The 23,891-nt window shown below is 62.4% G+C and carries 23 protein-coding genes; 7 read left to right on the top strand and 16 right to left on the bottom strand.

Going from position 1 to position 23,891, the window contains the following annotated elements; genetic code table 11:
- Positions 1-13 precede the first annotated feature (13 nt).
- Positions 14-1,081 (top strand): histidinol-phosphate transaminase, encoded by a 1,068-nt coding sequence (gene hisC, locus ACIROY_RS23595; RefSeq protein WP_402344622.1) that lies wholly within the window; start codon positions 14-16, stop codon positions 1,079-1,081.
- 36 nt (positions 1,082-1,117) lie between these two features.
- Here the strand turns inward: hisC and ACIROY_RS23590 are convergent, their stop codons facing one another.
- From ACIROY_RS23590 to ACIROY_RS23580, 3 genes are all read right to left on the bottom strand, one after another.
- Entirely contained in the window at positions 1,118-3,172 is a 2,055-nt protein-coding gene (locus tag ACIROY_RS23590; protein ID WP_402344619.1) for a pyridoxamine 5'-phosphate oxidase family protein, read from the bottom strand.
- A gap of 25 nt (positions 3,173-3,197) precedes the next feature.
- Positions 3,198-3,809 (bottom strand): glutathione S-transferase family protein, encoded by a 612-nt coding sequence (locus tag ACIROY_RS23585; RefSeq protein WP_402344616.1) that lies wholly within the window; start codon positions 3,807-3,809, stop codon positions 3,198-3,200.
- Positions 3,810-3,929: 120 nt separating this feature from the next.
- Entirely contained in the window at positions 3,930-4,832 is a 903-nt protein-coding gene (locus ACIROY_RS23580; RefSeq protein WP_402344613.1) for a LysR family transcriptional regulator, read from the bottom strand.
- 104 nt (positions 4,833-4,936) lie between these two features.
- Here ACIROY_RS23580 and ACIROY_RS23575 point away from each other — a divergent pair, with 104 nt between their 5' ends.
- Positions 4,937-5,392 carry a carboxymuconolactone decarboxylase family protein gene (locus tag ACIROY_RS23575; RefSeq protein ID WP_402278876.1) on the top strand — a complete coding sequence of 152 codons (456 nt, stop codon included), beginning with the start codon at positions 4,937-4,939 and terminating at the stop codon, positions 5,390-5,392.
- Here the strand turns inward: ACIROY_RS23575 and ACIROY_RS23570 are convergent.
- Both ACIROY_RS23570 and ACIROY_RS23565 read right to left on the bottom strand, forming a co-directional pair.
- Positions 5,389-6,609 (bottom strand): YbfB/YjiJ family MFS transporter, encoded by a 1,221-nt coding sequence (locus ACIROY_RS23570; RefSeq protein WP_402344610.1) that lies wholly within the window; start codon positions 6,607-6,609, stop codon positions 5,389-5,391. The genes ACIROY_RS23575 and ACIROY_RS23570 overlap by 4 nt on opposite strands.
- Before the next feature lie 106 nt (positions 6,610-6,715).
- On the bottom strand, positions 6,716-7,303 hold the full coding sequence (locus ACIROY_RS23565) for an HD-GYP domain-containing protein (RefSeq protein WP_402344607.1): 588 nt from the start codon (positions 7,301-7,303) through the stop codon (positions 6,716-6,718).
- A 103-nt stretch (positions 7,304-7,406) separates the two neighbouring features.
- Here ACIROY_RS23565 and ACIROY_RS23560 point away from each other — a divergent pair, with 103 nt between their 5' ends.
- The 3 genes from ACIROY_RS23560 to ACIROY_RS23550 are packed head-to-tail and all read left to right on the top strand — an operon-like array spanning position 7,407 to position 9,783.
- Entirely contained in the window at positions 7,407-8,585 is a 1,179-nt protein-coding gene (locus ACIROY_RS23560; protein WP_402344604.1) for an MFS transporter, read from the top strand.
- Between the two features lie 22 nt (positions 8,586-8,607).
- Positions 8,608-9,060, top strand: coding sequence for an META domain-containing protein (locus ACIROY_RS23555; protein WP_402344601.1), 453 nt, complete (start codon positions 8,608-8,610; stop codon positions 9,058-9,060).
- 27 nt (positions 9,061-9,087) lie between these two features.
- Entirely contained in the window at positions 9,088-9,783 is a 696-nt protein-coding gene (locus tag ACIROY_RS23550; RefSeq protein WP_402278885.1) for an alpha/beta fold hydrolase, read from the top strand.
- A gap of 194 nt (positions 9,784-9,977) precedes the next feature.
- Here ACIROY_RS23550 and ACIROY_RS23545 read toward each other — a convergent pair whose 3' ends face one another.
- A complete protein-coding gene (locus ACIROY_RS23545; RefSeq protein WP_116435977.1) occupies positions 9,978-10,244 on the bottom strand; it encodes a hypothetical protein in 267 nt (88 codons plus the stop codon).
- A gap of 152 nt (positions 10,245-10,396) precedes the next feature.
- Entirely contained in the window at positions 10,397-11,368 is a 972-nt protein-coding gene (locus tag ACIROY_RS23540; protein ID WP_402344598.1) for an NAD(P)H-dependent flavin oxidoreductase, read from the bottom strand.
- Between the two features lie 242 nt (positions 11,369-11,610).
- Between ACIROY_RS23540 and ACIROY_RS23535 the strand changes: the two genes are divergently transcribed.
- Both ACIROY_RS23535 and ACIROY_RS23530 read left to right on the top strand, forming a co-directional pair.
- A complete protein-coding gene (locus ACIROY_RS23535; RefSeq protein WP_402278890.1) occupies positions 11,611-11,733 on the top strand; it encodes a hypothetical protein in 123 nt (40 codons plus the stop codon).
- A 115-nt stretch (positions 11,734-11,848) separates the two neighbouring features.
- On the top strand, positions 11,849-13,684 hold the full coding sequence (locus ACIROY_RS23530; protein ID WP_402344595.1) for a methyl-accepting chemotaxis protein: 1,836 nt from the start codon (positions 11,849-11,851) through the stop codon (positions 13,682-13,684).
- 76 nt (positions 13,685-13,760) lie between these two features.
- Here the strand turns inward: ACIROY_RS23530 and ACIROY_RS23525 are convergent, their stop codons facing one another.
- The 9 genes from ACIROY_RS23525 to ACIROY_RS23485 form a co-directional block, all read right to left on the bottom strand.
- Positions 13,761-14,669: a hydroxymethylglutaryl-CoA lyase gene (locus ACIROY_RS23525; RefSeq protein ID WP_402344592.1), complete on the bottom strand. Its 909-nt coding sequence runs from the start codon at positions 14,667-14,669 to the stop codon at positions 13,761-13,763.
- Positions 14,670-14,747: 78 nt separating this feature from the next.
- Positions 14,748-15,677 (bottom strand): 2-hydroxyacid dehydrogenase, encoded by a 930-nt coding sequence (locus ACIROY_RS23520; RefSeq protein WP_402344590.1) that lies wholly within the window; start codon positions 15,675-15,677, stop codon positions 14,748-14,750.
- Positions 15,678-15,742: 65 nt separating this feature from the next.
- On the bottom strand, positions 15,743-16,678 hold the full coding sequence (locus ACIROY_RS23515; protein WP_402344587.1) for an MBL fold metallo-hydrolase: 936 nt from the start codon (positions 16,676-16,678) through the stop codon (positions 15,743-15,745).
- 24 nt (positions 16,679-16,702) lie between these two features.
- Entirely contained in the window at positions 16,703-18,724 is a 2,022-nt protein-coding gene (locus ACIROY_RS23510) for an acetyl/propionyl/methylcrotonyl-CoA carboxylase subunit alpha (RefSeq protein ID WP_402278899.1), read from the bottom strand.
- Between the two features lie 50 nt (positions 18,725-18,774).
- Positions 18,775-19,935 carry a dienelactone hydrolase family protein gene (locus tag ACIROY_RS23505; protein ID WP_402344584.1) on the bottom strand — a complete coding sequence of 387 codons (1,161 nt, stop codon included), beginning with the start codon at positions 19,933-19,935 and terminating at the stop codon, positions 18,775-18,777.
- A 20-nt stretch (positions 19,936-19,955) separates the two neighbouring features.
- The gene (locus ACIROY_RS23500; protein WP_402278902.1) at positions 19,956-21,578 is read right to left on the bottom strand and encodes a carboxyl transferase domain-containing protein; all 1,623 of its coding nucleotides are present in this window, start codon (positions 21,576-21,578) and stop codon (positions 19,956-19,958) included.
- Between the two features lie 29 nt (positions 21,579-21,607).
- Positions 21,608-22,024, bottom strand: coding sequence for a YchJ family protein (locus tag ACIROY_RS23495; RefSeq protein WP_402278904.1), 417 nt, complete (start codon positions 22,022-22,024; stop codon positions 21,608-21,610).
- Positions 22,024-22,635, bottom strand: a complete 612-nt coding sequence (locus ACIROY_RS23490; protein ID WP_402278905.1) for a 2-hydroxychromene-2-carboxylate isomerase — start codon at positions 22,633-22,635, stop codon at positions 22,024-22,026. Before ACIROY_RS23490 ends, ACIROY_RS23495 begins: the two co-directional genes overlap by 1 nt.
- Positions 22,636-22,649: 14 nt before the next feature.
- On the bottom strand, positions 22,650-23,855 hold the full coding sequence (locus tag ACIROY_RS23485; RefSeq protein ID WP_402278907.1) for an acetyl-CoA C-acetyltransferase: 1,206 nt from the start codon (positions 23,853-23,855) through the stop codon (positions 22,650-22,652).
- Between the last annotated feature and the right edge of the window lie 36 nt (positions 23,856-23,891).

Below are 23,891 nucleotides of genomic sequence, written 5' to 3'. Positions count from 1 at the left end.
GAAAACCATTCCCATGAGCAAATTCTGGAGCCCCATCGTCAGCCGCCTGACGCCTTACACCCCCGGCGAGCAGCCCAAGATCAGCAAGCTGGTCAAGCTCAACACCAACGAGAATCCCTACGGTCCGTCGCCCAAGGCGATCGCCGCGATGGCGCAGGAAATCGGCGACAACCTGCGCCTGTATCCGAATCCGGATGCCGAACCGCTCAAGCTGGCCATCGCCAAGCGCCACGGTCTGTCGCCGGCGCAGGTGTTCGTCGGCAACGGTTCCGATGAAGTGCTGGCGCATGCCTTCCAGGCGTTGCTCAAGCATGGCGCGCCGATCCTGTTCCCGGACATCACCTACAGCTTTTATCCGACTTACGCCAGCCTGTATGAAGTGGATTATCGGGCAGTGCCGCTGGCCGGGGATTTCACGATCCGCGTCGACGATTATCTCGGCCAGGGCGACGCCATCGGCGGCATCATCTTCCCGAATCCGAACGCGCCGACCGGTTGCCTGTTGGCGCTCGACGAAGTCGCACGTCTGCTGGCCGGCAATCCGGACCGCGTGGTGATTGTCGATGAGGCGTATATCGATTTCGGCGGCGACAGCGCCATCGACCTGGTGGCGCAGCATCCGAATCTGCTGGTGGTGCAAACGCTGTCGAAGTCGCGTTCGCTGGCCGGCCTGCGGGTCGGTTTTGCGGTCGGGCACGCCGACCTGATCAGTGCCCTGGAACGCGTCAAGAACAGCTTCAATTCCTATCCGCTGGATCGCATCGCGATTGCCGGCGCGACGGCCGCGATGGAAGACGACGCGCATTTCGACAGCACCCGCAACGCCGTCATTGCCAGCCGCGGCAAGCTGGTGGGCGAACTGACGGCGCTTGGTTTCGAGGTGCTGCCGTCGGCCGCCAATTTCGTCTTCGCGCGCCATCCGCAACATGACGCCGCCGGCCTTGCCGCCAAGCTGCGCGGCGACGGCATCATCGTGCGCCACTTCACCAGCGCACGCATCAATCAGTTCCTGCGCATCACGATCGGCACCGATGAAGCCTGCGGTGCGCTGACCGATTCGCTGCGCAAGCATCTGACCTGATGCATTGACCAGGCATCGATGCTGCACGAGGGCTGATTACAGCTCCAGATGCAGCGTCGTGCAACCCTGCGCCGGCATGGCGCAGCAGATCAACGCTTCATCCTCCGCCACTGCGAACTCAGGCGTTTTCGCATAAGTCACTTCTCCTTGCAGCACACGTGTACGGCAGGTGCCGCAGCGGCCGTCGCGGCAGCTTGATTCGGGATTCAGGCCGCGTTGTTCGGCCAGCTCCAGCAGCGAACCGCTCTCGGTGGTCCAGCGCGCCTCCTTGGCCGAACGCATGAACAGCACCGGCACCGCGTCGGTCGCAGCTGGTTTCAACGGGACTTGTATTGCTTGTTCGTCGACCTGACGTTGCAAGCCGGAAGGACCGAAGGCTTCCGCATGGATGCGCGCATCGGTCACGTTCATGGTGCGCAAGCCGTCATACATTTGCTGCATGAATGACGCGGGTCCGCACAGATAAAAATCGTAGTCGTCAAAAGGCAGCGTCTGCTTGAGCAAGGCGATATCGATACGCCCCGAGGCCCCGATCCCGTCGTCGGCCTGACTCACCACACGCACGTGACGCGCGCCGCCCTTGCCGGCATTGACCAGCGCCGCGATCTCTTCGCCGAAGGCCAGCTCGGCCTTGCTGCGCGCCGACTGGAACAGCCACACCGGCCGCTGGTAACGCTTGCGCATGCCTTCGTGGATCAGGTGGCGCAGCATTGCCAGCATCGGCGTGACGCCGACGCCTGCCGCCAGCAACACGGCGGGACGGCGCGCCGACGCATCGATGACGAAATTGCCGGCTGGTGCACGCGCTTCGATGATGTCGCCGACCTTGATCGCCGCATGCAGGTGCTCGGAGAACAATCCCTGGCGCTTGACGCTGATGCGCAGGAACGCATCCGAGGGCGCGCTCGACAAGGTGTATTGACGGATCTGGGTGTCACCTCCGGCAAGCGGCAGCCGCACCGAGACATGCTGTCCGGCCAAGACGCCCGGCATGCCGGCGCCGTCGTTCGGCTGCAGATGAAACGAGCGGATGGCCGCAGTCTCGTCGACGATCTTGCTGACGCGGAACGGCCGCCATTGCGTGGCCAGTTCTGCCGCCTTCAGCCGTGCGGCGGCGTCTTCCCAGCTCCCGGTGATCAGTGCGTTAGGCGACGCTCCGGCAGCAACGTCGATCCAACGCAGCGGCAGCGCGGCGGGGCGGCGCACGATCTGTTGCGGCGTGAAGCGCCACATGCGCTCCGCACCCATGAAGGCAGCCACTTCGGGCGCATTGAGGATGACCTCGGCGCGTCCGCTCAGTTGCAGCAGATCGCCGTTGCGGAAATCGACAAACACCAGACCGGCGCGTGGATTCACTAAAAAATTCCCCAGCGTGTTGAAGAACAGATTGCCGGAGAAATCCGGAATCGTCAGCACGCCGTCGTCGTCGATGCGCACGAAGCCCGGTTTGCCGCCGCGATGCGAGGCATCAACCTGTTTCTTGCCGTCGCGCACCACATACGAAGCGACGTAAAACGAATCGGCTGCGCGGATCATGGCAGCGGCGTCGGCATCCAGCGCCGACAGCTTGCTCACCGGTCCGGGCGGCGCATCGGTAAATTCATATTGACGCAACTGGATATATTGCGGGCAGTTGCCGTAGGCCTGGGTCACGTCGATATTGAAACGTTCGTCCGACTGCCGGCTGACCAGGCCGTTCATGCGGTTGCGGCGGCGCGTATGCAGTTCGATGCCGAGCATGCCGATGCCGTCGCCGTCTTCCATGCCGGCGTCGGCAGGATCGCGCGGATCGCGCGCCAGTTCGAGGGTGAGTTTCTCTGCGACGTCGGCGTGCATGAAGCCTGGCCGGCCGGCGCGCAAGGTGGCCCACACTTCACCTTCGGTATCGACGGCGCCGAGGATCACGAACGGCAACTGCGCATAGAACTCGCGATGCTGGTCGGGCATCCAGGTCCGCCCCATCTGGTTGCGGCCGGGGCCGACCATGCGTTCGACGACACCGACGCTGCGCTGCATGGTTAGCTCGCCCTCATGCCACGGAGAGGCGGACGGCGGGGTCGATGCTGTGGGCGTCGGTTGTGTCGAAGTCATGATGGCGCTCCTTATGCCTTATGGGTTAAGCGGCCAGGCCGACGGCAGTTTTCTGGAATGCGACGAAGCCCGGCAGCGCTTCGATCCGCGCCAGCCATTGGCGGGTGTGCGGATAGGCGCTCAGGTCGACATTGCCTTCGGGTGCGCTGGAGATATAAGAGTAGAGCGCGATATCGGCGATGGTGGCCTGGTCCGCCGCCAGCCATGTGCGTGTAGCCAGTTCTTGCTCGACCAGAGTCAGGATGGCGTGGGCGCGGCGGATGGCATCGTCGGCATCGATCGGTGCGCCGAACACGGTGACCAGGCGGGCGGCAGCCGGACCGCGGGCGATTTCACCGGCGGCGACCGACAACCAGCGTTGCACGGCGGCTGCGGTGGCTGGGTTTTCCGGCAGCCAGTCGGTGCGTCCGAGCGACTTGGCCAGGTAGATCAGGATGGCGTTGGAATCGCTGACGACGGTGTCGCCATCTTGCAATACGGGGACTTGGCCGAAGCGGTTCAGCTTGAGCAGTTCAGGCGATTTTTGCTCGCCCTTCTTCAGGTCGACCAGCACCAGTTCATGTTGCGCGCCCAGCAACGAGAGGAACAGGCGGGCACGGTGCGAATGGCCGGACAGGGGATGGTAGTAAAGTTTCATGGCAGCTCCAGGTGGTGTGTTGTAGGAGTCACCAGTGTTGCTGATAACGCAGATGATGAGAATCGCCGCCCGGGACAATGGACTATTCCCGTTTCGAGAATAATCCCTCTCCCTAGCCGCTCAATCCACGCCTGGTCGCTCTCCGCGCAGTTCCCCGACAGCAAGGTCAAAGAAGGCGCGCACCTTGCGCGCGGCGTGGCGGCCTTCATGGTGCACCACATGCACCGGCAGCGTCGGCGTTTCATGGCCGCGCAAGACTTCCACCAGCCGGCCGTCCGAGAGCGGCGCGGCCACCATGTAGGACAGCACGCGCGTAATGCCGAAGCCGTCGAGCGCGGCGATGATGGCCTCATCATTTGACATGACCGTCATGCGCGGCTGAATGCGCACGATGGTGGTCGCATCGCCCTTGGTGAAACGCCAGTCCGGCGAGGTCGAGATGCCGTTGGAGGAGACGATCACGTGCTGCCGGAGCTCGTCCGGCGTCTGCGGCGTGCCGTGTTCGGCAAGATAGGAAGGCGAGGCGCAGACAACACGTCGCACCGTGCCGACAGGGATCGCCTGATAGCTGGAGTCGGCCAACTGGCCGATGCGGATCGCCACATCAATGCCCTCGTCCATCAGATTAATGATGCGGTCGGCGAAACGGCATTCGACTTCGGCTTCGGGATAGCGCCGCAGATATTCCATCACGATCGGCGTGACGTACATGCGGCCGAACATGGCCGATGCCGTGACCACCAGCCGGCCGCGTACCGCGCCGTGGGCGCCGGCGGCCAGGTCTTCCATTTCGGTGACGTCGGCCAGCACGCGGCGACAATCCTCGGCGTAGCGCGCGCCGACGTCGGTGACGCGCACGATGCGCGTGGTGCGGGTCAGCAAGCGCACGCCGATGGCTGCTTCCAGGTCGCTCACGGCGCGCGTGACGACGGGCGGCGAGATCTTCATCTTGCGCGCGGCGGCGGCGAATCCGCCTTCATCGACCACCGCCAGGAAAATCGCCATCGACTCGAGTCGGTCCATATTGTTCCTGTTTTTGTAATGGCTAATTGTGATTTCAGGGTATTCGGATTATGCCCGAGATCGGGGACACTTCTCGCATCTCTACCATCGTCAAGGCCGCCCGCATGGCACGCATCAAACTCGTCGACACCGCCGACGCCAGTCCGGAACAGGCCGCCTTGCTGGCCGCCATCGAGGATCAGCTCGGCATGGTGCCGGATTTTCTGAAGGTCTTCGCCAACTCGCCGGCGGCGTTGCGCGCTTTCCTCGGCCTGCATGGCATTACCGACGGCGGCACGCTGGCTACGCCGGTGCGTGCACGCATTGCCTCGGCGCAAAGAACCGTCGCGCGAGAAGACCCGCAGGTGGTAGCCGCCGTGAAGTTTGCGCGCAGCCTGCTGGAGAAGAAGGGAAAGATCGGCGCGCTGGACCTGGTCGAGGTGCGCAGCGCCGGTTACAGCGATGCCGACATTGTCGAGATCATCACCCACGTCGGCCTGAACTTCCTGACCGACATGCTGGGCAAGGCAAGCCAGGTGGAGATAGTTTTCCCCACTGTCAGTGTGAAACTGGGTGCTTAATTCTGAAGCATGTGCAGCGGTCGCTGGCGCCATGCCAGCAGCGCGCCGACCAGCAGCGACAGCGCCGAAAACAGCAAGCCCTGCTGCAGCCCTCCGCTGCGGTCGGCGATCCAGCCGACGATGCTCGGGCCGACGATCTGGCCCGCCGCGAACACAATCGTGAAGGCGCTGATGCCGAGCGACCAGCTGGCCGGCGGCAGGTTGTGGCGCACCAGCGCGGTGGTCGACGCCACCGCCGACAGGAACACGCCGCCGAACAGCAAGCCCGAAATGAATACCGCGATGGGCGCTGCCGTCACCGCCGGCAGCAGCGTCGCCACGCTCAGTAGCGCGTTGAGGATGGCCAGCGATTCGCCGCCCTTGAACTTGTCCAGCATGCCGGCCCACAGTCGCGACGACGCCATCACTGCCAGACCCAGCAGGGTGTAGAACAGCGTGATCATCGGCGCCGCCATGCCTTGTTCCTTGAGCAGCGCAATCACGAACGTCATGTAGCCGATGTAGCCAAGGCCGAACATGAAATAGCCGGTCAGGCCGAAGCTCAGCGTGCGCATGCGGAAGTGTCCTGCGCCATGCGCCTGCGGCGGCAACGCCGGAATGCGCAGCGCCGGCGGCGCCATGAAAGCGGTCGCCACCAGGCTCAGCAGTCCCATCGCCAGCCATGCCCACTGCCAGCTATGAGCCACGCCGTGCGCCGTGGCGGCGGCCATGGTGGCCGGCACCAGCCATGCCGAGGCGACAATGCCGATACCGCTGCCGCCGTAGAACAGGCCCAGCAGAAATCCTGCGCGTTGCGGATGCAGCGCCGCCAGTCGGCTGATCAGGATACCGCCGGAGATAAAGATGAAGGCGCTCACCGCGCCCGTCACGATACGCAGCGCCAGCAGCGTCGCGGTATCGGTGAACAATCCCGACAGGATGATGAAAAAGGCCGTCGCCAGCGCCCCGCCGATGAGCAACTTGTGGGTGCCGAAGCGACGCATCAGCGGCGGCGTGACGAGCGCGCCGAGCAGGTAGCCGAGCGCGTTGCCGGTATTCATGCCGCCGGCGATCAGGTAGGGCCAGCCGAGGTCGGCGCGCATCGGCGACAACAGCAGCGCGTAGGAGAAACGCGCCACGCCGAGTGCGATGGCGGTGCCCAGCGACAGGGCGAGGGCGGTCAGCAATGGATGGCGCACGATGAAATCCCGCTGTGTGGCGGCGATCGGTTCTGGCATGAGATTGTCTCTTGGATATCGGCGGCTACCGGTGAGGCGCTGCCTGATTGTTATGGCGCCGCGCGTCCGTACTGTCGCGGCAATGCCAAGAGTGTAGCGGAACTTGTCAGGGCGCGTTGCCGCAGACCTGCAGGCAGGCGTCGACCGCGTCCGGGTCGAGCCGGATGCCGCGCAGGCGGCTGATTTCTTCAAGCGCGGCGGGCATGCCGAGGCTCTTGCGATAGGGGCGGTCTTCGGACATCGACTCCACGATGTCGGCGACGGTGAGGATGCGCGACTCCAGCAGGATGTCGTCGCCACGCAGGCCGCGCGGATAACCCGAGCCGTCCAGGTATTCATGATGCGCATGGACGATGTCGGCCACCGGCAGCGTGAACGAAATGCGGCTGAGCACATCGTAGCTGGTCTGTGCGTGCGTCTGGATCACGGTGAATTCGGCATCGCTGAGCTTGCCGGGCTTGTTGAGGATCTCCAGCGGGATGTCGACCTTGCCGATGTCATGCACGCGCGCCGCCATGTGCAGCGCTTCCAGACGCGGCGCCGCGAGTTGCAGGCGACGGCCGATCTGCAGTGCGAGGGTGGCGACGCGGTCTTCATGCAGCGGCGTGTAATCGTCGATCAGGTGTTGCAGCGCGAGCAGCGCGTCGAGGGCCTGGGTCTGGAGTGTAAGTGTCGGGTCGGAGAGGTTGGGCATGCAAAAGTTGAAACCGCTGCTATGGTGAATGGAATGTACATCATCGCGCATGCGGGATGGGAGATAATGGCAGCTGACCGAAGTTTATTCCTCTCTTGATTGCATGACAACCGACCAGACTCTCGGCCCCACCCTCGACGTGACTTCCGACATATCGACATTGCGCGCTCGCTGGCGCCGCAGCGCCATACCATTTTTCTTTTTCCTGCTGGGCCTGCTGTACGCCAGCTGGGCGGCTCGCATCCCGTCAATCCGCGACAACCTGCAGCTCGACGCGGCCACGCTGAGCATGGTCTTGCTGTGCGGCGGCATCGGCGCGGTCGGCTCGTTTCCGCTGGCGGCATGGCTCAACGCGCATTACGGGCCGCGACGTACCGCGTGGTATGCGGGCCTCGTCCTGCTGCTGACCTTGCCGGCGCTCGGCATTGCCCCCAACTTGGCGCTGCTGATGTTGTTCAGCGCGATCTATGGCGCTGCGTCAAGTTGCTTCGACGTCGCCATCAATGCGCTGGGCGCAGTGGCGGAAAAGCAGGCCGGGCGTTCCATCATGTCGCTGCTGCATGCGTGGTTCTGCGTCGGCACCTTCAGCGGCGCCTTGCTGGGTAGCGCGGTGGCGGCGCTTGAAGTCACGCCGTTCTGGCATTTCGCGGCACTTGCCGCGGTGTTCCTGCTGCCGCTGCGATTGGGGTACAAGGCGATGCCGAACGACCGGCCGGAACCGAGCGCCGACAAGAAGATCTTCGCCATTCCGCACGGCCACCTGGTGGCGCTTGGTCTGATCGGCTTCTGCGGTGCGATTGTCGAGGGATCGATTGCCGACTGGAGCGGTCTGTACATGAAGGATCACATGCTCGCCGGCGACGGCGGTGCGCCGCTGGCTTATGCCGGGTTTGCCGGCATGATGCTGCTGGCGCGGCTGGTGGGCGACCGACTCAAGGAGCGCTGGGGCGCGCGCAAGGTGGTCGGCTTCGGTTCGTTGCTGGCGGCGGTGGGCGTGTTCATTGCGGTCGCGGCGATCAATATACCGTTGGTCATCGTCGGTTTCGCGATCGCCGGCACCGGCGTGGCGATGGTGTTTCCGTTCGTGTTCAGCGCGGCCGGACGGCATGGCGCGATCGCGCTGGCCGGTGTCGCCACGCTCAGTTATAGCGGCGGCCTGATCGGGCCGCCGGTAGTCGGTTTCCTGGCGCATGGCTTCGGCCTGCAGGCGGGCCTGGCATTCATCGGCACGCTGTGCATCGCGGTGGCGCTGGCGGCCAGCCGGGCCAAATGGCTGGAATGATTTTCACCATGGAGAGGGCATCATGAAAAGATATATTGCAATGCTGGCGGCGCTGCTTGGACTGGCAGGCTGCGCTTCGCAACCGAGCGGTGCCGACGGCGCCGCATTGACCAGCGTGCGCTGGGAACTGACCAGCTGGCCGGGCCATGAGATCCCGCGCGGCGGCGAGGGCAGCGCGCCGGTGATCCTGAGCTTCCAGGACGACGGCGCCCAGGCAAGTGTCAGCGGCCGCGCCTGGTGCAATCCGTTTAACGCCCCATACGTGCTGCGCGACGGCGGTCGCCTGACTATCGGGCATGCCGCGGCAACACGCATGGCCTGTCCGGGCAAGGCCATGGAATTCGAGGCGACTTTCCTCGACTGGCTGCAGGCGCTGGAGCGCTACAAGATCACCGGCCGCACGCTCGAGCTGTTTGCTGCGGACGGCGATGTCATGACGTTGCAGGCGCGCGAGAAACCGGCGATGCCAAAATAATCAGCTGATTGGGAAGAGAACAACAACATGCGGGATCTGGTTTTTCTACCGGGCTTCATGCTCAACGCGTCCTTGTGGGACGACATGCGCAGCGATCTGGCCACGCTCGGCACGCTGCATTTCGGCGACCTCGGCCAGGACAATTCGTTGGACGCCATGGCTGATCGGGTGCTGGCCAATGCGCCGGAACAATTTGTGCTGTTCGGATTTTCGATGGGTGGTTTCGTGGCCCAGGCGATTGCGCTGAAAGCGCCGGAGCGGGTGCTCGGCCTGGGTTTGCTGAATACTTCGTCGCGTCCGCAAAGCGCGCAGGAATCGGCCGCTACGCTGGCGCAGATTGCATTGGCGGAGAAGGCGCCGTTCAAGGGGCTGACTTCGCGTGCGCTGGCGTCGTCGCTGCATCCCGACCGTGCCGGCGACGCTGCGCTGTTGCAACGCCTGCAAGCGATGGCGCTGAAAAACGGCAAGGAAGTATTCCTGCGCCAGTTGTCGACGCTGCGCGACGGCAGCTATGCCGACCTGCACCGCATCGATTGCCCGGCGCTGATCGTGGCCAGCGATGCCGACCGTTTGCGTACGGTGGAAGAGTCGGAAGAAATGGCGCAGCGCATTCCGGCAGCGCATTTTGAAATCGTCCGCGATTGCGGCCACATGACGCCGATGGAAAAGCCGCAGGAATTATTCACCATCATCCGCGACTGGATTGCCGCTTCCCGGCTTTGACTGACGCTGCGGCGTTACCGCGCCGGGCCCGGCAAAAACGGACCGCCCAAATGCAATACGCCGCTGATCAGCGGCGTATCGTTTGGCGGCATGGCAGCCTGTTCAGGCCAATTTACCGGAAAATTTCGTCTCTTGATTTTCTGTCAATGCGCGCTGTTCCGCGCTGCTGAGTACGTCCGATGCATGCGCAAGGTTCAATGTGACTTGTCGAACGGGTCATCCTTGCGCGGTGCTTCGCTGGCGCGTTTGCCGGGACCCTTGTTCATCTCGTCGAGACCGCCGCTGCCGCGCAGATCGGTGTCCACCTGGCCTTCGCGGATGTCCTGATAGGCGCGTCGCATTTCCTTCTGGTCGACATCGCTGCGCTGGCTGTCACCGGACTGGTCATGCTCATGGGGCAGACGCGCCTTGTTTTCCGGTTTTGGATGGCGATCTTTTCTGGTGCGCAGAAAGCTGGTCATAAAGTCCTCACGTTGTATGGTGTCTGAGACCGTACGACATACAAGTGCGTGAGAAGTGCCATTAGTTACAAAGTCATTTGCAAATAGCGGCGTTGTCCGACAGAACCTGTCTGTCGGAGCGGCTTCGAAACCGTCGTTGAACTACAGTTGAACTACAGCGCCAAGCGTTGTCGCGCCGCCGCATACTCCGCTTCCAGACGATCGACCATCTGCGCCACGGTCGGCACGTCGTCCATCAGGCCGACCGCCTGGCCGGCGCCCCAGATGTCGCGCCAGGCCTTGGCCTTGGTGTCGCCGCCGGAACCGAAGTTCATCTTGGTCTTGTCCGCTTCCGGCAGATTGTCCGGATCGAGCCCGGCGTTGACGATGGACTTCTTCAGGTAGTTCCCGTGCACGCCCGTGAACAGATTCGTGTAGACCACATCGGCTGCACTGGAGTCGACGATGGCCTGGCGATACTCGTCGCTGACGTTGGCTTCCTGGGTCGCCAGCCAGCGTGAGCCGATGTAGGCCAGGTCGGCACCCATGGCCTGCGCCGACAGGATGGCGTCGCCAGTGGCGATGGCGCCGGACAGGATCAGCGGACCCTTGAAGAACTTGCGCACCTCGCCCACCAGCGCGAACGGCGACAGCGCACCGGCATGGCCGCCGGCGCCGGCGGCCACCAGGATCAGACCGTCGACGCCGGCTTCCAGCGCCTTCTGTGCATGACGGATCGAGATTACGTCATGCAGCACGATGCCGCCGTAGCTGTGGATGGCATCGAGCATTTCCTTCGGTGGCGCGCGCAGGCTGGAAATGATGATCGGCACGCGATGCTTCACGCACACTTCCACATCGTGGGCAAGGCGGTCATTGGACTGGTGCACGATCTGGTTGACCGCAATCGGACCGATGATGGCGTCGGGATGAGCCCCCTTGTACGCCGCCAGTTCGGTCTGCAATTGCGTCAGCCAGACGTCGAGTTGTTCTGCCGGGCGCGCGTTGAGGGCCGGGAAAGAGCCGACAATCCCCACCTTGCACTGCGCCGCCACCAGCGCCGGGCTGCTGGCGATGAACATCGGCGAAGCGATCACGGGAAGGCGCAGGTTCTGCAGCACGGCTGGAAGGGCGGAAGTAGGCATGGCGGCGTCTCATTGTTGTAGGTAATCGAAAGATTATAGGACATAAAATATTACGACCGTGCTTTTTATGTTGTTGCTTAGAATATTTTTTACTTTTGCCGAGACATATTATTTTGTAAACATGTTATGTTTTCTACAAGCCAGTCGAAGACAGTTCTACGCATCCGTATGTCATGCCTATCCACAGGTGCGTAGCAGTGCCGTTCTGGCCTATAAAAGGTAATCTTTTCCTAGGGGGATATATGGATACCTTCCTGATCGTGGCCGCCATCGCCGGCGGACTCATCGTCGCAGCGACCATTCATAGTCGCCATCTGCAGGCGCGCCTCCGACACGTGCGCACCCGCAGTCGCTACAAACACTGACGCTTTTCATCTGATCGCCATCTGACACGTGGCGCCGTCTCGCACGGCGCCACGATGCCTTCACACGCCTGTACTTTTTACGGGCGGGATTTCTCACGGAAATAGGGGAACGGCAATGCGCAAATTGTTTACGCTAAAGCGGAGTTTTTTCTTCTTCTTCATCATCCTTGCGGCGTTATCGCTGCTGATGTTCGGCGCATTGCAGATGATCTTGCGAGCGCAACACGAAATCGAAAGAGCCGGCGACTCGCGCTACGAGTCCTACAAACTGGCCAATGAAGTACGCAGCAACTCCGAACACCTGACCCAGTCAGTACGCAGCTATGTAGTCACCGGCGATCCCCGCTACGAAGCGATCTATTGGGACATCGTCGCCATCAGTACCGGTAAGAAACCGCGCGCCGACGGCCGCACCGTCTCGATGACGGATCTCATGAAACAGGCCGGCTTCACCGACCAGGAATTCGCCAAGCTCAATGAGGCGCAATCGCTCTCCACCGCGCTGATCAAGACGGAAGAGATCGCCATGCACGCCGTCAAGGGCGAGTATGACGACGGCGCAGGGAAGTTCACCAAAAAGGATGCGCCCGATCTCGAAAAGGCACGCAAGCTGGTGCACGACGACGTCTATGAAAAGAACGCTGCCGCCATCATGCGCCCGATCAACGACTTTGAAAAACTGATGGATCAGCGCACCAACGGCGAACTCGACAAGGCGCGCCGCGACGGCAGCATTGCCTACGCCGTCGGTTTGGCCATGCTGGCCTTGACGGTGGTGATTTCGGTCGCCGTGCTGTATGCGCTGTACGTACTGATCAAGAAGCAGCTCGACCGCAGCCTCGCGGTTGCTGAACGTCTCGCCACCGGAGATCTCACTGCCGAACTGGAAGTCGAACGCGACGACGAAATCGGCCGCCTGATGGGTGCCATCAACGGTATCGGAGAGGGACTGGCCAGCGTAGTGGGCAATGTACGCACCGGTACGGAAACCATCAATGTCGCCTCGCGCGAAATCGCCACCGGCAACGCCGACCTGTCCAACCGCACCGAATCGCAGGCCTCCAGCCTTGAAGAAACCGCCAGCTCCATGGAAGAGTTGACCTCGACCGTACGCCAGAACGCCGACAATGCCCGGCAGGCCAACTCGCTGGTAACTTCGGCCTCCGAACTTGCCGTCAAGGGCGGCAAGGTGGTCGGCGACGTGGTGCACACCATGGGTTCGATCAAGGAAAGCTCGAGCAAGATCGTCGACATCATCAGTGTGATTGACGGCATCGCCTTCCAGACCAACATCCTGGCCCTGAATGCAGCGGTGGAAGCGGCGCGCGCCGGCGAGCAGGGCCGCGGCTTTGCCGTGGTGGCAAGTGAAGTGCGCAGCCTGGCGCAACGCTCGGCGTCAGCGGCGAAAGAGATCAAGGAATTGATCAGCGACTCGGTCGGAAAGGTCGACGCCGGCGGCAAGCTGGTCGACGAAGCGGGCGCCACCATGGGCGAGATCGTGACGTCGGTCAAACACGTGGCCGACATCATGGGCGAGATCACCGCCGCCAGCCAGGAGCAGAGCACGGGCATCGAGGAAGTCAATCGCGCCATCACGCAGATGGATGAAATCACGCAGCAGAATGCCGCGCTGGTGGAGCAGGCCGCTGCTGCTGCCGAGAGTCTGCAGGAACAGGCCGACTTGCTGGCGAAGGCCGTCAGTGTCTTCAAGCTGTCCGGGAGCGATCATGGCCATGGTCATGTGCAGCCGGTCAGGCACTCCGCTCCGGTTGCCGCCGCAGCAAAGGCATCGCCTGCAGCGCGGAAATTCACACCGGCGCCTGCAGCCAAACCTGTGAAGGCGCCGACGTCGGCGCCAAAACTGACGCAGAGCAAAGCATCGGCATCGTCTGGCGCTCTCAAGCCGGCTGCGGCAGGTGCGGATGACGGCAATTCCTGGGAAGAGTTCTGACGCCGGCCGTGACATGAAAAAAGCGGCATGATCGCGCACCGATCATGCCGCTTTTTTACGACCAGTGTCTTTCCGGCTATCCCAACCGTTTCGCCGCGATGGCGTTGCCTGCGCGGCTGACGGCCTTGCGGCCGAGATGCTGGGAAATGAACTGGCCGGCGTCGACCACGATGTCGAGATCGACGCCAGTCTCGATACCCAGGCCTTGCATCATGTACAGCACGTCTTCCGAGGCGACGTTGCCGGTCGCGCCCTTGGCGTAAGGGCAGCCGCCCAGACCGGCCACGGACGAGTGGTAAATCGTGATGCCGACTTCCAGGCTGGCGTAAATGTTCGCCAGCGCCTGGCCGTAGGTGTCGTGGAAATGTCCCGACAAGCCGTCGATGTTGAATTCACGGATCGCCGCCTGCATCACCGGCGCCACCTTGTTGGGCGTGGCTACGCCAATGGTGTCGGCGATGTCGATTTCATCGCAGCCAAGATCGCGAAAACGGCCCACCACATCAGACACCGACGACAGCGGCACCTCACCCTGGTATGGACAGCCGAACGCGCAGCTGACCGCCGCACGCAAACGAATCTTGTGCTGCTTGGCCGCCAGAGCGACTTCACGAAAGCGTTCAATCGATTCGGCGATGGAACAGTTGATGTTCTTTTGCGAAAACGCTTCCGAGGCCGCACCAAAAATCACCACCTCGTCCGCGCCGGCTTCAAGTGCCGCTTCGAAGCCCTTCATGTTCGGCGTCAGCGCTGAATAGAGTACGCCGGGTTTGCGGGCGATGCCGCGCATGACTTCGCCGGAGGTCGCCATTTGCGGTACCCATTTCGGCGAAACAAATGACGCCGCTTCGACGTTGACGAAACCGGCCGAAGTCAGGCGATTGACCAGCTCGATCTTCACCTCGGCTGAAATGGTTTCCTTCTCGTTCTGCAAGCCGTCGCGCGGACCGACTTCAACGATTTTGACTTTCTTGGGCAAGCTCATGGGTTGTCTCCTCGACGTATCTGCCTGGCGGCTTTTTTGATGATATCAGTTTGAGTTCTTCGCGTCGGCTGACGCCGTTCAATAACCTCTGCTGCGATCGACCAGTCCGACCACCGGTTCGCCGCGCTGCAAGGCGACGATCTTTTCGGCGATCTGCCGTGCGGCTTCACTACGCACGGTCAGTGCCGAAATATGTGGCGTGATGGCGATGCGCGGATCTTGCCAGAACGGATGGTGCGGCGGCAACGGTTCTTCCTGGAACACGTCCAGCGTGGCGCCGGCGATCTGGCCGCTGTCCAGCAAGGGCGGCAGGTCCGCCTCCACCAGATGGCCGCCGCGCGCCAGGTTGACCAGATAGGCGCCGCGCGGCAAGTGCGACAAGGTCTCGCGATTGAGGATGCCGGCGGTGTCGGGTGTCAGCGGCAACATGCAGATCAGCACGCGCGCGCCGCGCAGGAATTGGTCGAGCTGCTCACTGCCGGCGTAGGCCTTCACGCCGGGCAGCGCTTTCGGACTGCGGCTCCAGCCGCTGACTTGAAACCCGAAATGCTGCAGGCTCTCGCAGATGCATTGTCCAAGCACGCCCAGACCCAGCACGCCGATACCGAAGTCGGCGCGCTCGAACGGCGGCAGCGGCTTCCACTGGCCAAGGCGCGCCTGCCGTTCGTATTGATCCAGGCGACGGTAATAGCGCAGCACCGCATGCGTGGCGAACTCCGCCATCTGCACCGCCATGCCGCCGTCGTCGATGCGGACCAGGGGCAGATGGTCCGGCACCACGTTCAACTTCAGGATGGCGTCGACGCCGGCGCCGAGATTGAATACCGCCTTCAGATCAGGACGGCCTTGCAGCATCTCGAAGGGCGGTTTCCACACGATGGCGTAATCGGCCGGTGCGGTGTCGCCGGATTGCCAGATGCGAATCTCGGCATGCGGCAGGGCCGCGCGAAGGTCGTGCAGCCAGGCGTCCTGGTTGGTGGGATCGGCGGTCTGGAAAAGGATGCGCATCGGAGCGGGCTGGGGAGTGAGTGGAGTAAGCCGGTGATTTTACCTGCAACGCAAACCGGTCGTCGTCAGCCGGCGTTCAGCAGCGAGACGCCGTCGCTGCTCGCTGCGCCAGCCTTGATCAGTTGCGCGCTCGCCCACTGCGCCAGTGCATCGTCGGAGAGATGGAAATAGCGACGGTTGCACAGCGCCAGCAAGGGAACGCCAGCCATCAGCGCCGCCACCTCGGGCAGGGGAATCTCCTGTCTTTCCAGCAGCAGGAACTTGAGCATCACCTTGACGCAGTTCTGCGCGTTGCGCATCGGTTCCGCCTGCAGATAATCGAGGCGCGAATACGCCGTCGCCAGCGCCTGCTTCACGTCCGTGAACGGCGCGCCATGACCGGGAATCACCACGCGCACATCAAGTCCCGATATCAGATCCAGCGTCGCCCGTTCCTCGGCAAAACCGGATTCGCCTTCCAGTTCGGGGAAGATCACGCCGAAGCCGTTTTGCCACAGCGCATCGGCTGAAATCAGGATGCCCTCGTGCGCACAATGCAGGATCAGCGAATGCGGATCGTGTCCCGGCGCGGCCAGCGCAGACCATTCCAGATCGCCCAGCATCAGCGTATCGCCGTCCTGCAAAGTGTCGTCGAAAGCGAAGCGCGGACATTGCTGGCCGGTGGCGCGATAGCTCAGTGCATCTTCATCCCACCGCGTCACCTTGTCGGCATCGGCGTGCGGAATGCTGGTGCGGCAGGCATAACGCGCCTGCAAGGCGGCGTTGCCGCCGCAATGATCGGAATGCAGATGGGTGTTGATCACGCGGTCAAGTTGCGGCGCGCGACCTTTTTCGTTGAGGACGTGGTCGACCAGCGCCAGGGTCTGCGCCGCATGGGTGACGTAGCCGGTGTCGACCAGCGCGGTCTCGTGCGTGCCCAGAAACAGCACGTTGTTGGAAGACAACCAGCCGCGTTCCAACACATACACGCTGGATGGCAAACCGTAAGGATGGGCTCTCATCGGGGATCAGTGATCAGTGACCGCTCAGCCCGGCGTAAACGCCAGCAACTGTGCGCCTTCCGTCACCTGGTCGCCGACTGCGTACAGCAGCTCATCGATGACGCCGTCGGCCGGTGCGGCAATCGTGTGCTCCATCTTCATCGCTTCCATGATCAGCAGCGGCGCGCCTTTGGTCACGCTGTCTCCTTTTCCGACCAGCACCGCGACGATCTTGCCCGGCATCGGCGCGGTGAGGCGGCCGCCTTCGCTTTCGACATGACCGGCGTGCGCCAGCGGATCATCCCAGGTCAGCAAGGCATGCCGGCCCTGGTGGAAGGCGTGGAAAATGTCGCCGTCGCGCACCACGTTGCCGGCGATGATCTGATCGTCCAATGTCACGCGCAGGCCGGTGTCGCCCTGGCGTTCAAAGTGCAGGGCATGCTGTACGCCGTCGCGATGCAGGATCCATTGTTTTTCGCTGCGATACTCGACGCCGATCCGATACGCGCCGGCTTCGTCGGCAAACTGCAAGGCGCGCAGCAGGCTGCCGTTCATGCGCCAGCCGCTGGTGTGCGCCCATGGATCGCGAGCGTCGCCGATACGGTCGGCTTCCTGCGCCAGCAGCAACGAAGTTGCCAGCGCCAGCGTGGCAGTCGATGCCGGTTGCACGGCAGGGAAAAGCTGATCGTGATTGCGTTCGATCAGCCCGGTATCGAGATCCGCCGTGGAGAATGCCTGGCCGGCAATGAGGCGCTGCAGGAAGCCGATATTGGTGGCCAATCCGACGATGCGGTACTGCGCCAGCGCTGCCGCCATGTTCGCCAGCGCAGCATCACGATCCTTGCCCCAGACGATCAGCTTGGCGATCATCGGATCGTAGAACGGCGAAATTGCATCGCCTTCGCGCACGCCGGAATCAATGCGCACGGCAGCCGGCGTCTGCACATGGCTGTCAAGGCTATCAACGCGGAAGTTGACTGCCGGCGGCGTATGCAGATAACGCAGCGTGCCGATCGACGGCAGGAAACCTTTCTCCGGATTCTCGGCATAGATGCGCGCCTCGAGGGCATGGCCGTTGAGTTGCAACTGCTCCTGGCGCAGCGGCAGGCGTTCGCCGGAGGCCACGCGCAATTGCCATTCGACCAGATCGAGGCCGGTGATCATTTCGGTGACCGGATGCTCGACCTGCAAGCGGGTGTTCATCTCCATGAAGTAGAACGAGCCATCCTGGTTTGCGATGAACTCCACCGTGCCAGCACCGACATAACCGACCGCTTTCGCCGCCGCCACGGCGGCGTCGCCCATGGCGCGACGGCGTTCTTCGCTCATGCCCGGCGCCGGCGCTTCTTCCAGCACTTTCTGATGACGACGCTGCACCGAGCAATCGCGTTCGAACAGGTAAACGCATGCGCCGTGGCCGTCGGCGAACACCTGAATTTCGATATGGCGGGGGCGCGTCAGGTAGCGTTCCACCAGCACCTTGTCGTCGCCGAAGCTGTTGATGGCTTCGCGCTTGCAAGATGCCAGCGCAGCCTTGAAGTCTTCCGATTTCTCGACAATGCGCATGCCTTTGCCACCGCCGCCGGCGCTGGCCTTGAGCAGCACCGGGTAGCTGATGCGGTCGGCTTCCTGCTGCAGGAAATCGGCATCCTGGTTGTCGCCGTGATAGCCGGGCACCAGCGGCACGTTGGCTTTTTCCATCAAGGCCTTGGCCGCCGACTTGGAACCCATCGCATGGATTGCCGACGCCGGCGGGCCGATGAAGACCAGGCCGGCCCTGGCGCATGCCTCGGCGAAACCGGCGTTCTCGGACAGGAAGCCGTAGCCGGGATGGATCGCCTGCGCACCGGTGGCCAGCGCCACGGCGATGATCTTGTCGCCGAGCAGGTAGCTTTCCTTGGCCGGCGCCGGGCCGATGAGAACCGCCTCGTCGCAGGCCGCGACATGCTTGGCGTGCGCATCGGCTTCGGAATAGACAGCGACCGTCTTGATGCCGAGCTTGCGCGCGGTCTCAGCTACCCGGCAGGCGATCTCGCCGCGATTGGCGATCAGAATTTTGCTGAACATCTTGTCTCCTTCAATGTGACCTGTTTGTTATGTGCCGATATGTAGATACGTCAGTGCAAGGCGGCGCTCTTGTCACTCTCATTTTGTTTGTCGTCGATCCAGACCACGCTCCGGTCGATGGCGTAGAGACGGCAAGCGTCCTTGGAATTTTTCTGGCATTGCTGCAGAGCACGTTCAGTTGTATTTTCTCCGGTCCAAGCCCAGCCGGTTGCACCGGACGATGAAATGGCAAATGCCCGAGGCAACGCGAGTTTGAGAAAGGCCTCGTAGTGTTCTCGGTTTTTTTGATTCAGATACGGGACCGCAGCGCTATTTTCCAATTTGGCAAAATCGGTCTTCGGCAATTCATCCGCCAACACAACCGTCTTTTCGGTCGGCAACCCCAGACGCTTGAGCAGTGCTTCTGTCTCCGGCCACCAGATGGCAACGCCATCGCGGCTGCCACTCATGCCGTGCGAATCATTCTTGAACGGGCCGTAGGCAATCAGTTTGGCGTCGGCGCCGGATCGGATGTACGCCTCATGCATCTTGCGGACCAACTCCGGATTGAAGTAACTGTCGTTTTCGCCATAGAACCAGAGACTGGGGATATGCGTGGTCTTGCCATAGCGTTCGAAAGCGTCAATCAGTGCCGGTTTCCAGCCGCAGCCCAGCATGTCGTAGCGCAGCCCGCCGGCAAAATTGAGCAATGCCCTGACGTGCGGAGGATTGCGCGCGCCGAAAGCCATCGTCGTCAGACCGCCATGCGATTGCCCCATGATGATGACATTGTCCTTGTCGACCCAGGGTTGCTGGATCGCATAGTCCAGCGCAGCTTGCACATCGTCCGCCTGGGCATCGCCGTTGCCGCCGATATTGCAGCCACCATCGACATAGAGCCCGCCGGATCTGGAGAAGCCTTTGCGCATGGGAATGATGACCGCATAGCCGCGATGCACAAATTCGTTGCTGATGGATATGCCGCGATCACGGAGTTGGAATGCCGGTATCCCGGCAGCTTTCCCGTGATTCATGATGAGTAGTGGAAAAGGTCCATCGCCGGGAGGCTTGTAGATTGTGGTTTCCAAATTCACGGAAAACATGCCCGTGCCGGAGGGAATCATGACGACTTCCTCGCGCAATCCTTTGTTCCGCGGCAGTTCGGCGCTAAAAGCCGGAACCAGGCACATACAGAACGCAACCAACAAGGCGATGGAGACTTGCTTTTTCATTTTTATCGCGTACGAAAGATTTACATGCGAAATACGCCGAACTTCGTCTCTTCAATCGGCGCATTCAACGCCGCGCTCAATCCCAGTCCAAGCACCATGCGCGTATCGGCAGGATCGATCACGCCGTCGTCCCACAGGCGCGCCGAGGCGTAGTACGGATGGCCCTGGTGTTCGTACTGTTCGCGGATCGGCGTCTTGAAGGCGGCTTCTTCTTCCGCCGTCCAGCTGCCGCCCTTGGATTCGATACCATCGCGCTTGACGGTCGCCAGCACGCTGGCAGCCTGCTCGCCGCCCATCACCGAGATGCGCGCATTCGGCCACATCCACAGGAAGCGCGGCGAAAACGCGCGGCCGCACATGCCGTAATTGCCGGCGCCGAAACTTCCGCCGATGATCATCGTCAGCTTCGGCACGGCGGCGGTCGACACCGCCGTCACCATCTTGGCGCCGTTGCGCGCGATGCCTTCGTTTTCGTATTTCTTGCCGACCATGAAGCCGGTGATGTTCTGTAGAAAGATCAGTGGAATCTTGCGCTGGCAGCACAGCTCGATGAAGTGCGCGCCCTTGAGCGCCGACTCCGAGAACAGGATGCCGTTGTTGGCGATGATGCCGACCGGCATGCCGTACAGGTGCGCGAAGCCGCACACCAGCGTGGTGCCGTAGCGGGCCTTGAATTCGTCGAACTCGCTGCCGTCGACCACGCGCGCGATCACCTCGCGTACGTCGAAGGGCTTGCGCGTGTCGGTAGGGATGACGCCGTACAGTTCACGCGCCGGATACTTGGGCTCACGGACGTCGCGCATCGCCAACTGCTGCGGCTTGGTGCGGTTGAGGTTGGCGACGATGCTGCGCGCAATCGACAGCGCGTGCAGATCGTTTTGCGCCAGATGATCGACCACCCCCGACAGGCGCGTATGGACGTCGCCGCCGCCCAGCTCTTCGGCCGTGACGACTTCGCCGGTGGCGGCCTTCACCAGCGGTGGTCCGGCCAGGAAGATGGTGCCCTGGTCCTTGACGATGATGGACTCGTCGCTCATGGCCGGCACATACGCGCCGCCGGCCGTGCAGGAACCCATCACCACCGCGATTTGCGGGATGCCCTTGGCTGACAGGTTGGCCTGATTGAAGAAGATGCGGCCGAAGTGATCGCGGTCGGGGAATACCTCATCCTGGTTCGGCAGGTTGGCGCCGCCGCTGTCGACCAGATAAATGCAGGGCAGGTGGTTGAACTCGGCGATCTCCTGCGCGCGCAAATGCTTCTTGGCAGTCATCGGATAATAGGTGCCGCCCTTGACCGTGGCGTCATTGCAGACGATCACGCATTCCTGCCCCGCGACGCGGCCGATGCCGGTGATGATGCCGGCGGAGGGCGCTGCATCCTTGCCCTCCTTCTCCTGGTACATGGCGTACGCGGCCAGTTGCGAGAACTCGAGGAAAGGTGTGCCCGGATCGAGCAGCATCTGCACACGATCGCGCGGCAGCAGTTTGCCGCGCGCCAGATGCTTGTTGCGCGCGGCTTCGCCGCCGCCTTGCGCGATGACGGCGATCTTTTCCTTCAGATCGTCAACGATGGCTTGCATCGCCGCCGTGTTGCTCTGGAAGTCGTCGCTGCGCGTGTTCAGTTTGCTGTCGAGTTGCGGCATATTGTCCTTTGTCTCTGTCTTAATATTTTTTATTCGTCGTCCGGAAAAGCGCCGTCGACGTAGTACCAGCGCGCCACGCCGGCGGCATCCGGCTGGCGTACGAAGCTGCTGACTTCGTGCAGGCGATGCCCGCGGCCGCCGACCTTGAAGCGTGCGACGAATTCCACCGTGGCTTCATCGGTATCCTTCACATGCTTGTGCTTGATCACGTCGAGTCCTATCCATTTGACGTCGCTCTCGGCGGTGATCGGCTCGTCCGGCAGCGTGTCGGGATGCCAGGTCGCGCGCAGGTAGTCTTCCTCGCGCAACGAGAATGCCGTATAGCGCGAGCGCATCAATTGTTCCGCCGTCGCCGGCACCGCTTCTCCAGCAATGAAGCGGCCGCAGCAGGCGCCGTAGACGCCTTTGCCGCAGGGACAAGCCTGTTTGTCTGCCTTGCCTGCCATCAGATCTTTCCGTTCTTCAGGAAAGCCTCGAGCTGGTCGAAGCGGTCGAAGCCCCAGAACGATTCGCCGTCGACGATCACGAACGGCGAGCCGAACACGCCGCGTGCTATGGAGGCCGCGACTTCCGTTTTCAGTGCGTCCTTGACAGTGTCGTCGTTGAGCGCGGCGGTCAGCTTGCCGACGTCGATGCCGTTATCGCCGGCGATGCGCACCACCGTCTCGAGTGCGCTGATGTCGATGTTCTCGGTGAAGTAGGCGCTGTAGAAGGCATGGATCAGGTTGATCGCCTTGGCCGCATTGTTCTGCTGCACCCACAGCACCGCGCGCGCCGCATGCTGCGTGGCGATCGGCATGACGTCGGGATGGCGGAACAGGATGTTGTGGAAGCGCGCGCTGCGTTCCATGTCATGGCGCGCATAGTCGCCTTTCAATGGCACGTTGGCGATCGGCGCGATGTTCATGGTCTTGAACACCGGGCCGAGCAGGATGGCGCGCCAGTTGACCGTACGGCCGTATTTCGCCGCCAGCTTTTCAATCTCCAGCGAAGCGAAGTAGCCGTAAGGCGAACTGAAGTCGAAGTAGAAATCGACGGGTGATTTTTGGTCGCTCATAGGGGTCCCGGGTTTTACAGCAATTCAATCGCCAGCGCCGTGCCTTCGCCGCCGCCGATGCACAGGGAGGCGACGCCGCGCTTGCCGCCGGTCTTCTTCAACGCGCCGATCAGCGTGACGATGATGCGCGCGCCGGACGCGCCGATCGGATGACCCAGCGCACAGGCGCCGCCGTGGATGTTGACCTTGTCGTGGGTGATGCCGAGTTCCTTCATCGCGGCCATCGGCACGGCGGCAAAGGCTTCGTTGATTTCGAACAGGTCGACGTCGGCGGTGCTCCAGCCGATCTTCTTATACAGGTTGTTGATGGCGCCGATCGGCGCGGTGGTGAACCAGTTCGGTTCCTGCGAGTGACGCGCGTGGCCGACGATGCGTGCAATCGGCGTGCTGCCGAGTTTTTTCGCGGTCGATTCGCGCATCAGCACCAGCGCGGCAGCGCCGTCATTGATGGAGGATGACGACGCGGCGGTGATGGTGCCGTCCTTCTTGAAGGCGGCTTTCAATGTCGGGATCTTTTCGATCTTGGCCTTGCGCGGACCTTCGTCGGTATCGACCACGACGTCGCCTCCGCGGGTGGCCACGGTGACCGGTGCGATTTCCCATTTGAACGAACCGTCCGCGGTGGCTTGCTGCGCACGCTTGACCGAGGCGATTGCGAAGGCATCCTGGTCTTCGCGCGTGAAGTGGTATTTCGCCGCGCAGTCTTCGCCGAAGGTGCCCATCGCGCGACCCTTGTCGTAGGCGTCTTCGAGGCCGTCGAGCATCATGTGGTCGTAGATCATGCCGTGGCCGATGCGATAGCCGCCGCGCGCTTTCGGGATCAGGTAGGGCGCGTTGGTCATCGATTCCATGCCGCCGGCGACCACCACGTCATTGGTGCCGGCCAGGATGGAGTCGAAACCGAACATGGTCGCCTGCATGGCCGAGCCGCACATCTTCGACAAGGTGACGGCGCCGGCCGAGACCGGGATGCCGGCCTTGATCGCCGCTTGGCGCGCAGGCGCCTGGCCTTGTCCCGCCATCAGGCAGTTGCCGAACAAGACGTCCTGCACTTGCTCGGGCGCAACGCCGGCGCGTTCCAGCGCAGCCTTGATGGCGGCGGCGCCGAGATCGCTGGCGGTCAACGCCGACAGTTCGCCTTGGAAGGCGCCCATGGGAGTGCGCGCGGCGCCGACAATGACGATAGGGTCTTCAACGCGATCTTCAATACGGTCTTGCATGTTCTTCTCCTGCTCGGATGGATGATTCAAAAATGC

The sequence above is a fragment of the Herbaspirillum sp. NPDC101396 genome, assembly GCF_044767365.1.
Lineage (GTDB): Bacteria > Pseudomonadota > Gammaproteobacteria > Burkholderiales > Burkholderiaceae_D > Herbaspirillum.
Note: the sequence above shows the minus strand (reverse complement) of the source record. Positions and strands in the feature narration are given on the sequence as shown.

Excerpts from the sequence above, each read along its gene's own strand:
- ACIROY_RS23555 (WP_402344601.1), top strand. The coding sequence starts at position 8,608 with ATGAAAAGATATATTGCAATGCTGGCGGCGCTGCTTGGACTGGCAGGC.
- ACIROY_RS23505 (WP_402344584.1), bottom strand. The coding sequence starts at position 19,935 with ATGAAAAAGCAAGTCTCCATCGCCTTGTTGGTTGCGTTCTGTATGTGC.
- ACIROY_RS23575 (WP_402278876.1), top strand. The coding sequence starts at position 4,937 with ATGGCACGCATCAAACTCGTCGACACCGCCGACGCCAGTCCGGAACAG.
- ACIROY_RS23495 (WP_402278904.1), bottom strand. The coding sequence starts at position 22,024 with ATGGCAGGCAAGGCAGACAAACAGGCTTGTCCCTGCGGCAAAGGCGTC.
- ACIROY_RS23565 (WP_402344607.1), bottom strand. The coding sequence starts at position 7,303 with ATGCCCAACCTCTCCGACCCGACACTTACACTCCAGACCCAGGCCCTC.
- ACIROY_RS23560 (WP_402344604.1), top strand. The coding sequence starts at position 7,407 with ATGACAACCGACCAGACTCTCGGCCCCACCCTCGACGTGACTTCCGAC.
- ACIROY_RS23545 (WP_116435977.1), bottom strand. The coding sequence starts at position 10,244 with ATGACCAGCTTTCTGCGCACCAGAAAAGATCGCCATCCAAAACCGGAA.
- ACIROY_RS23510 (WP_402278899.1), bottom strand. The coding sequence starts at position 18,724 with ATGTTCAGCAAAATTCTGATCGCCAATCGCGGCGAGATCGCCTGCCGG.
- ACIROY_RS23525 (WP_402344592.1), bottom strand. The coding sequence starts at position 14,669 with ATGAGCTTGCCCAAGAAAGTCAAAATCGTTGAAGTCGGTCCGCGCGAC.
- ACIROY_RS23515 (WP_402344587.1), bottom strand. The coding sequence starts at position 16,678 with ATGAGAGCCCATCCTTACGGTTTGCCATCCAGCGTGTATGTGTTGGAA.
- ACIROY_RS23490 (WP_402278905.1), bottom strand. The coding sequence starts at position 22,635 with ATGAGCGACCAAAAATCACCCGTCGATTTCTACTTCGACTTCAGTTCG.
- ACIROY_RS23590 (WP_402344619.1), bottom strand. The coding sequence starts at position 3,172 with ATGACTTCGACACAACCGACGCCCACAGCATCGACCCCGCCGTCCGCC.
- ACIROY_RS23530 (WP_402344595.1), top strand. The coding sequence starts at position 11,849 with ATGCGCAAATTGTTTACGCTAAAGCGGAGTTTTTTCTTCTTCTTCATC.
- hisC (WP_402344622.1), top strand. The coding sequence starts at position 14 with ATGAGCAAATTCTGGAGCCCCATCGTCAGCCGCCTGACGCCTTACACC.
- ACIROY_RS23520 (WP_402344590.1), bottom strand. The coding sequence starts at position 15,677 with ATGCGCATCCTTTTCCAGACCGCCGATCCCACCAACCAGGACGCCTGG.
- ACIROY_RS23570 (WP_402344610.1), bottom strand. The coding sequence starts at position 6,609 with ATGCCAGAACCGATCGCCGCCACACAGCGGGATTTCATCGTGCGCCAT.
- ACIROY_RS23580 (WP_402344613.1), bottom strand. The coding sequence starts at position 4,832 with ATGGACCGACTCGAGTCGATGGCGATTTTCCTGGCGGTGGTCGATGAA.
- ACIROY_RS23550 (WP_402278885.1), top strand. The coding sequence starts at position 9,088 with ATGCGGGATCTGGTTTTTCTACCGGGCTTCATGCTCAACGCGTCCTTG.
- ACIROY_RS23500 (WP_402278902.1), bottom strand. The coding sequence starts at position 21,578 with ATGCCGCAACTCGACAGCAAACTGAACACGCGCAGCGACGACTTCCAG.
- ACIROY_RS23485 (WP_402278907.1), bottom strand. The coding sequence starts at position 23,855 with ATGCAAGACCGTATTGAAGATCGCGTTGAAGACCCTATCGTCATTGTC.
- ACIROY_RS23540 (WP_402344598.1), bottom strand. The coding sequence starts at position 11,368 with ATGCCTACTTCCGCCCTTCCAGCCGTGCTGCAGAACCTGCGCCTTCCC.
- ACIROY_RS23585 (WP_402344616.1), bottom strand. The coding sequence starts at position 3,809 with ATGAAACTTTACTACCATCCCCTGTCCGGCCATTCGCACCGTGCCCGC.
- ACIROY_RS23535 (WP_402278890.1), top strand. The coding sequence starts at position 11,611 with ATGGATACCTTCCTGATCGTGGCCGCCATCGCCGGCGGACTCATCGTC.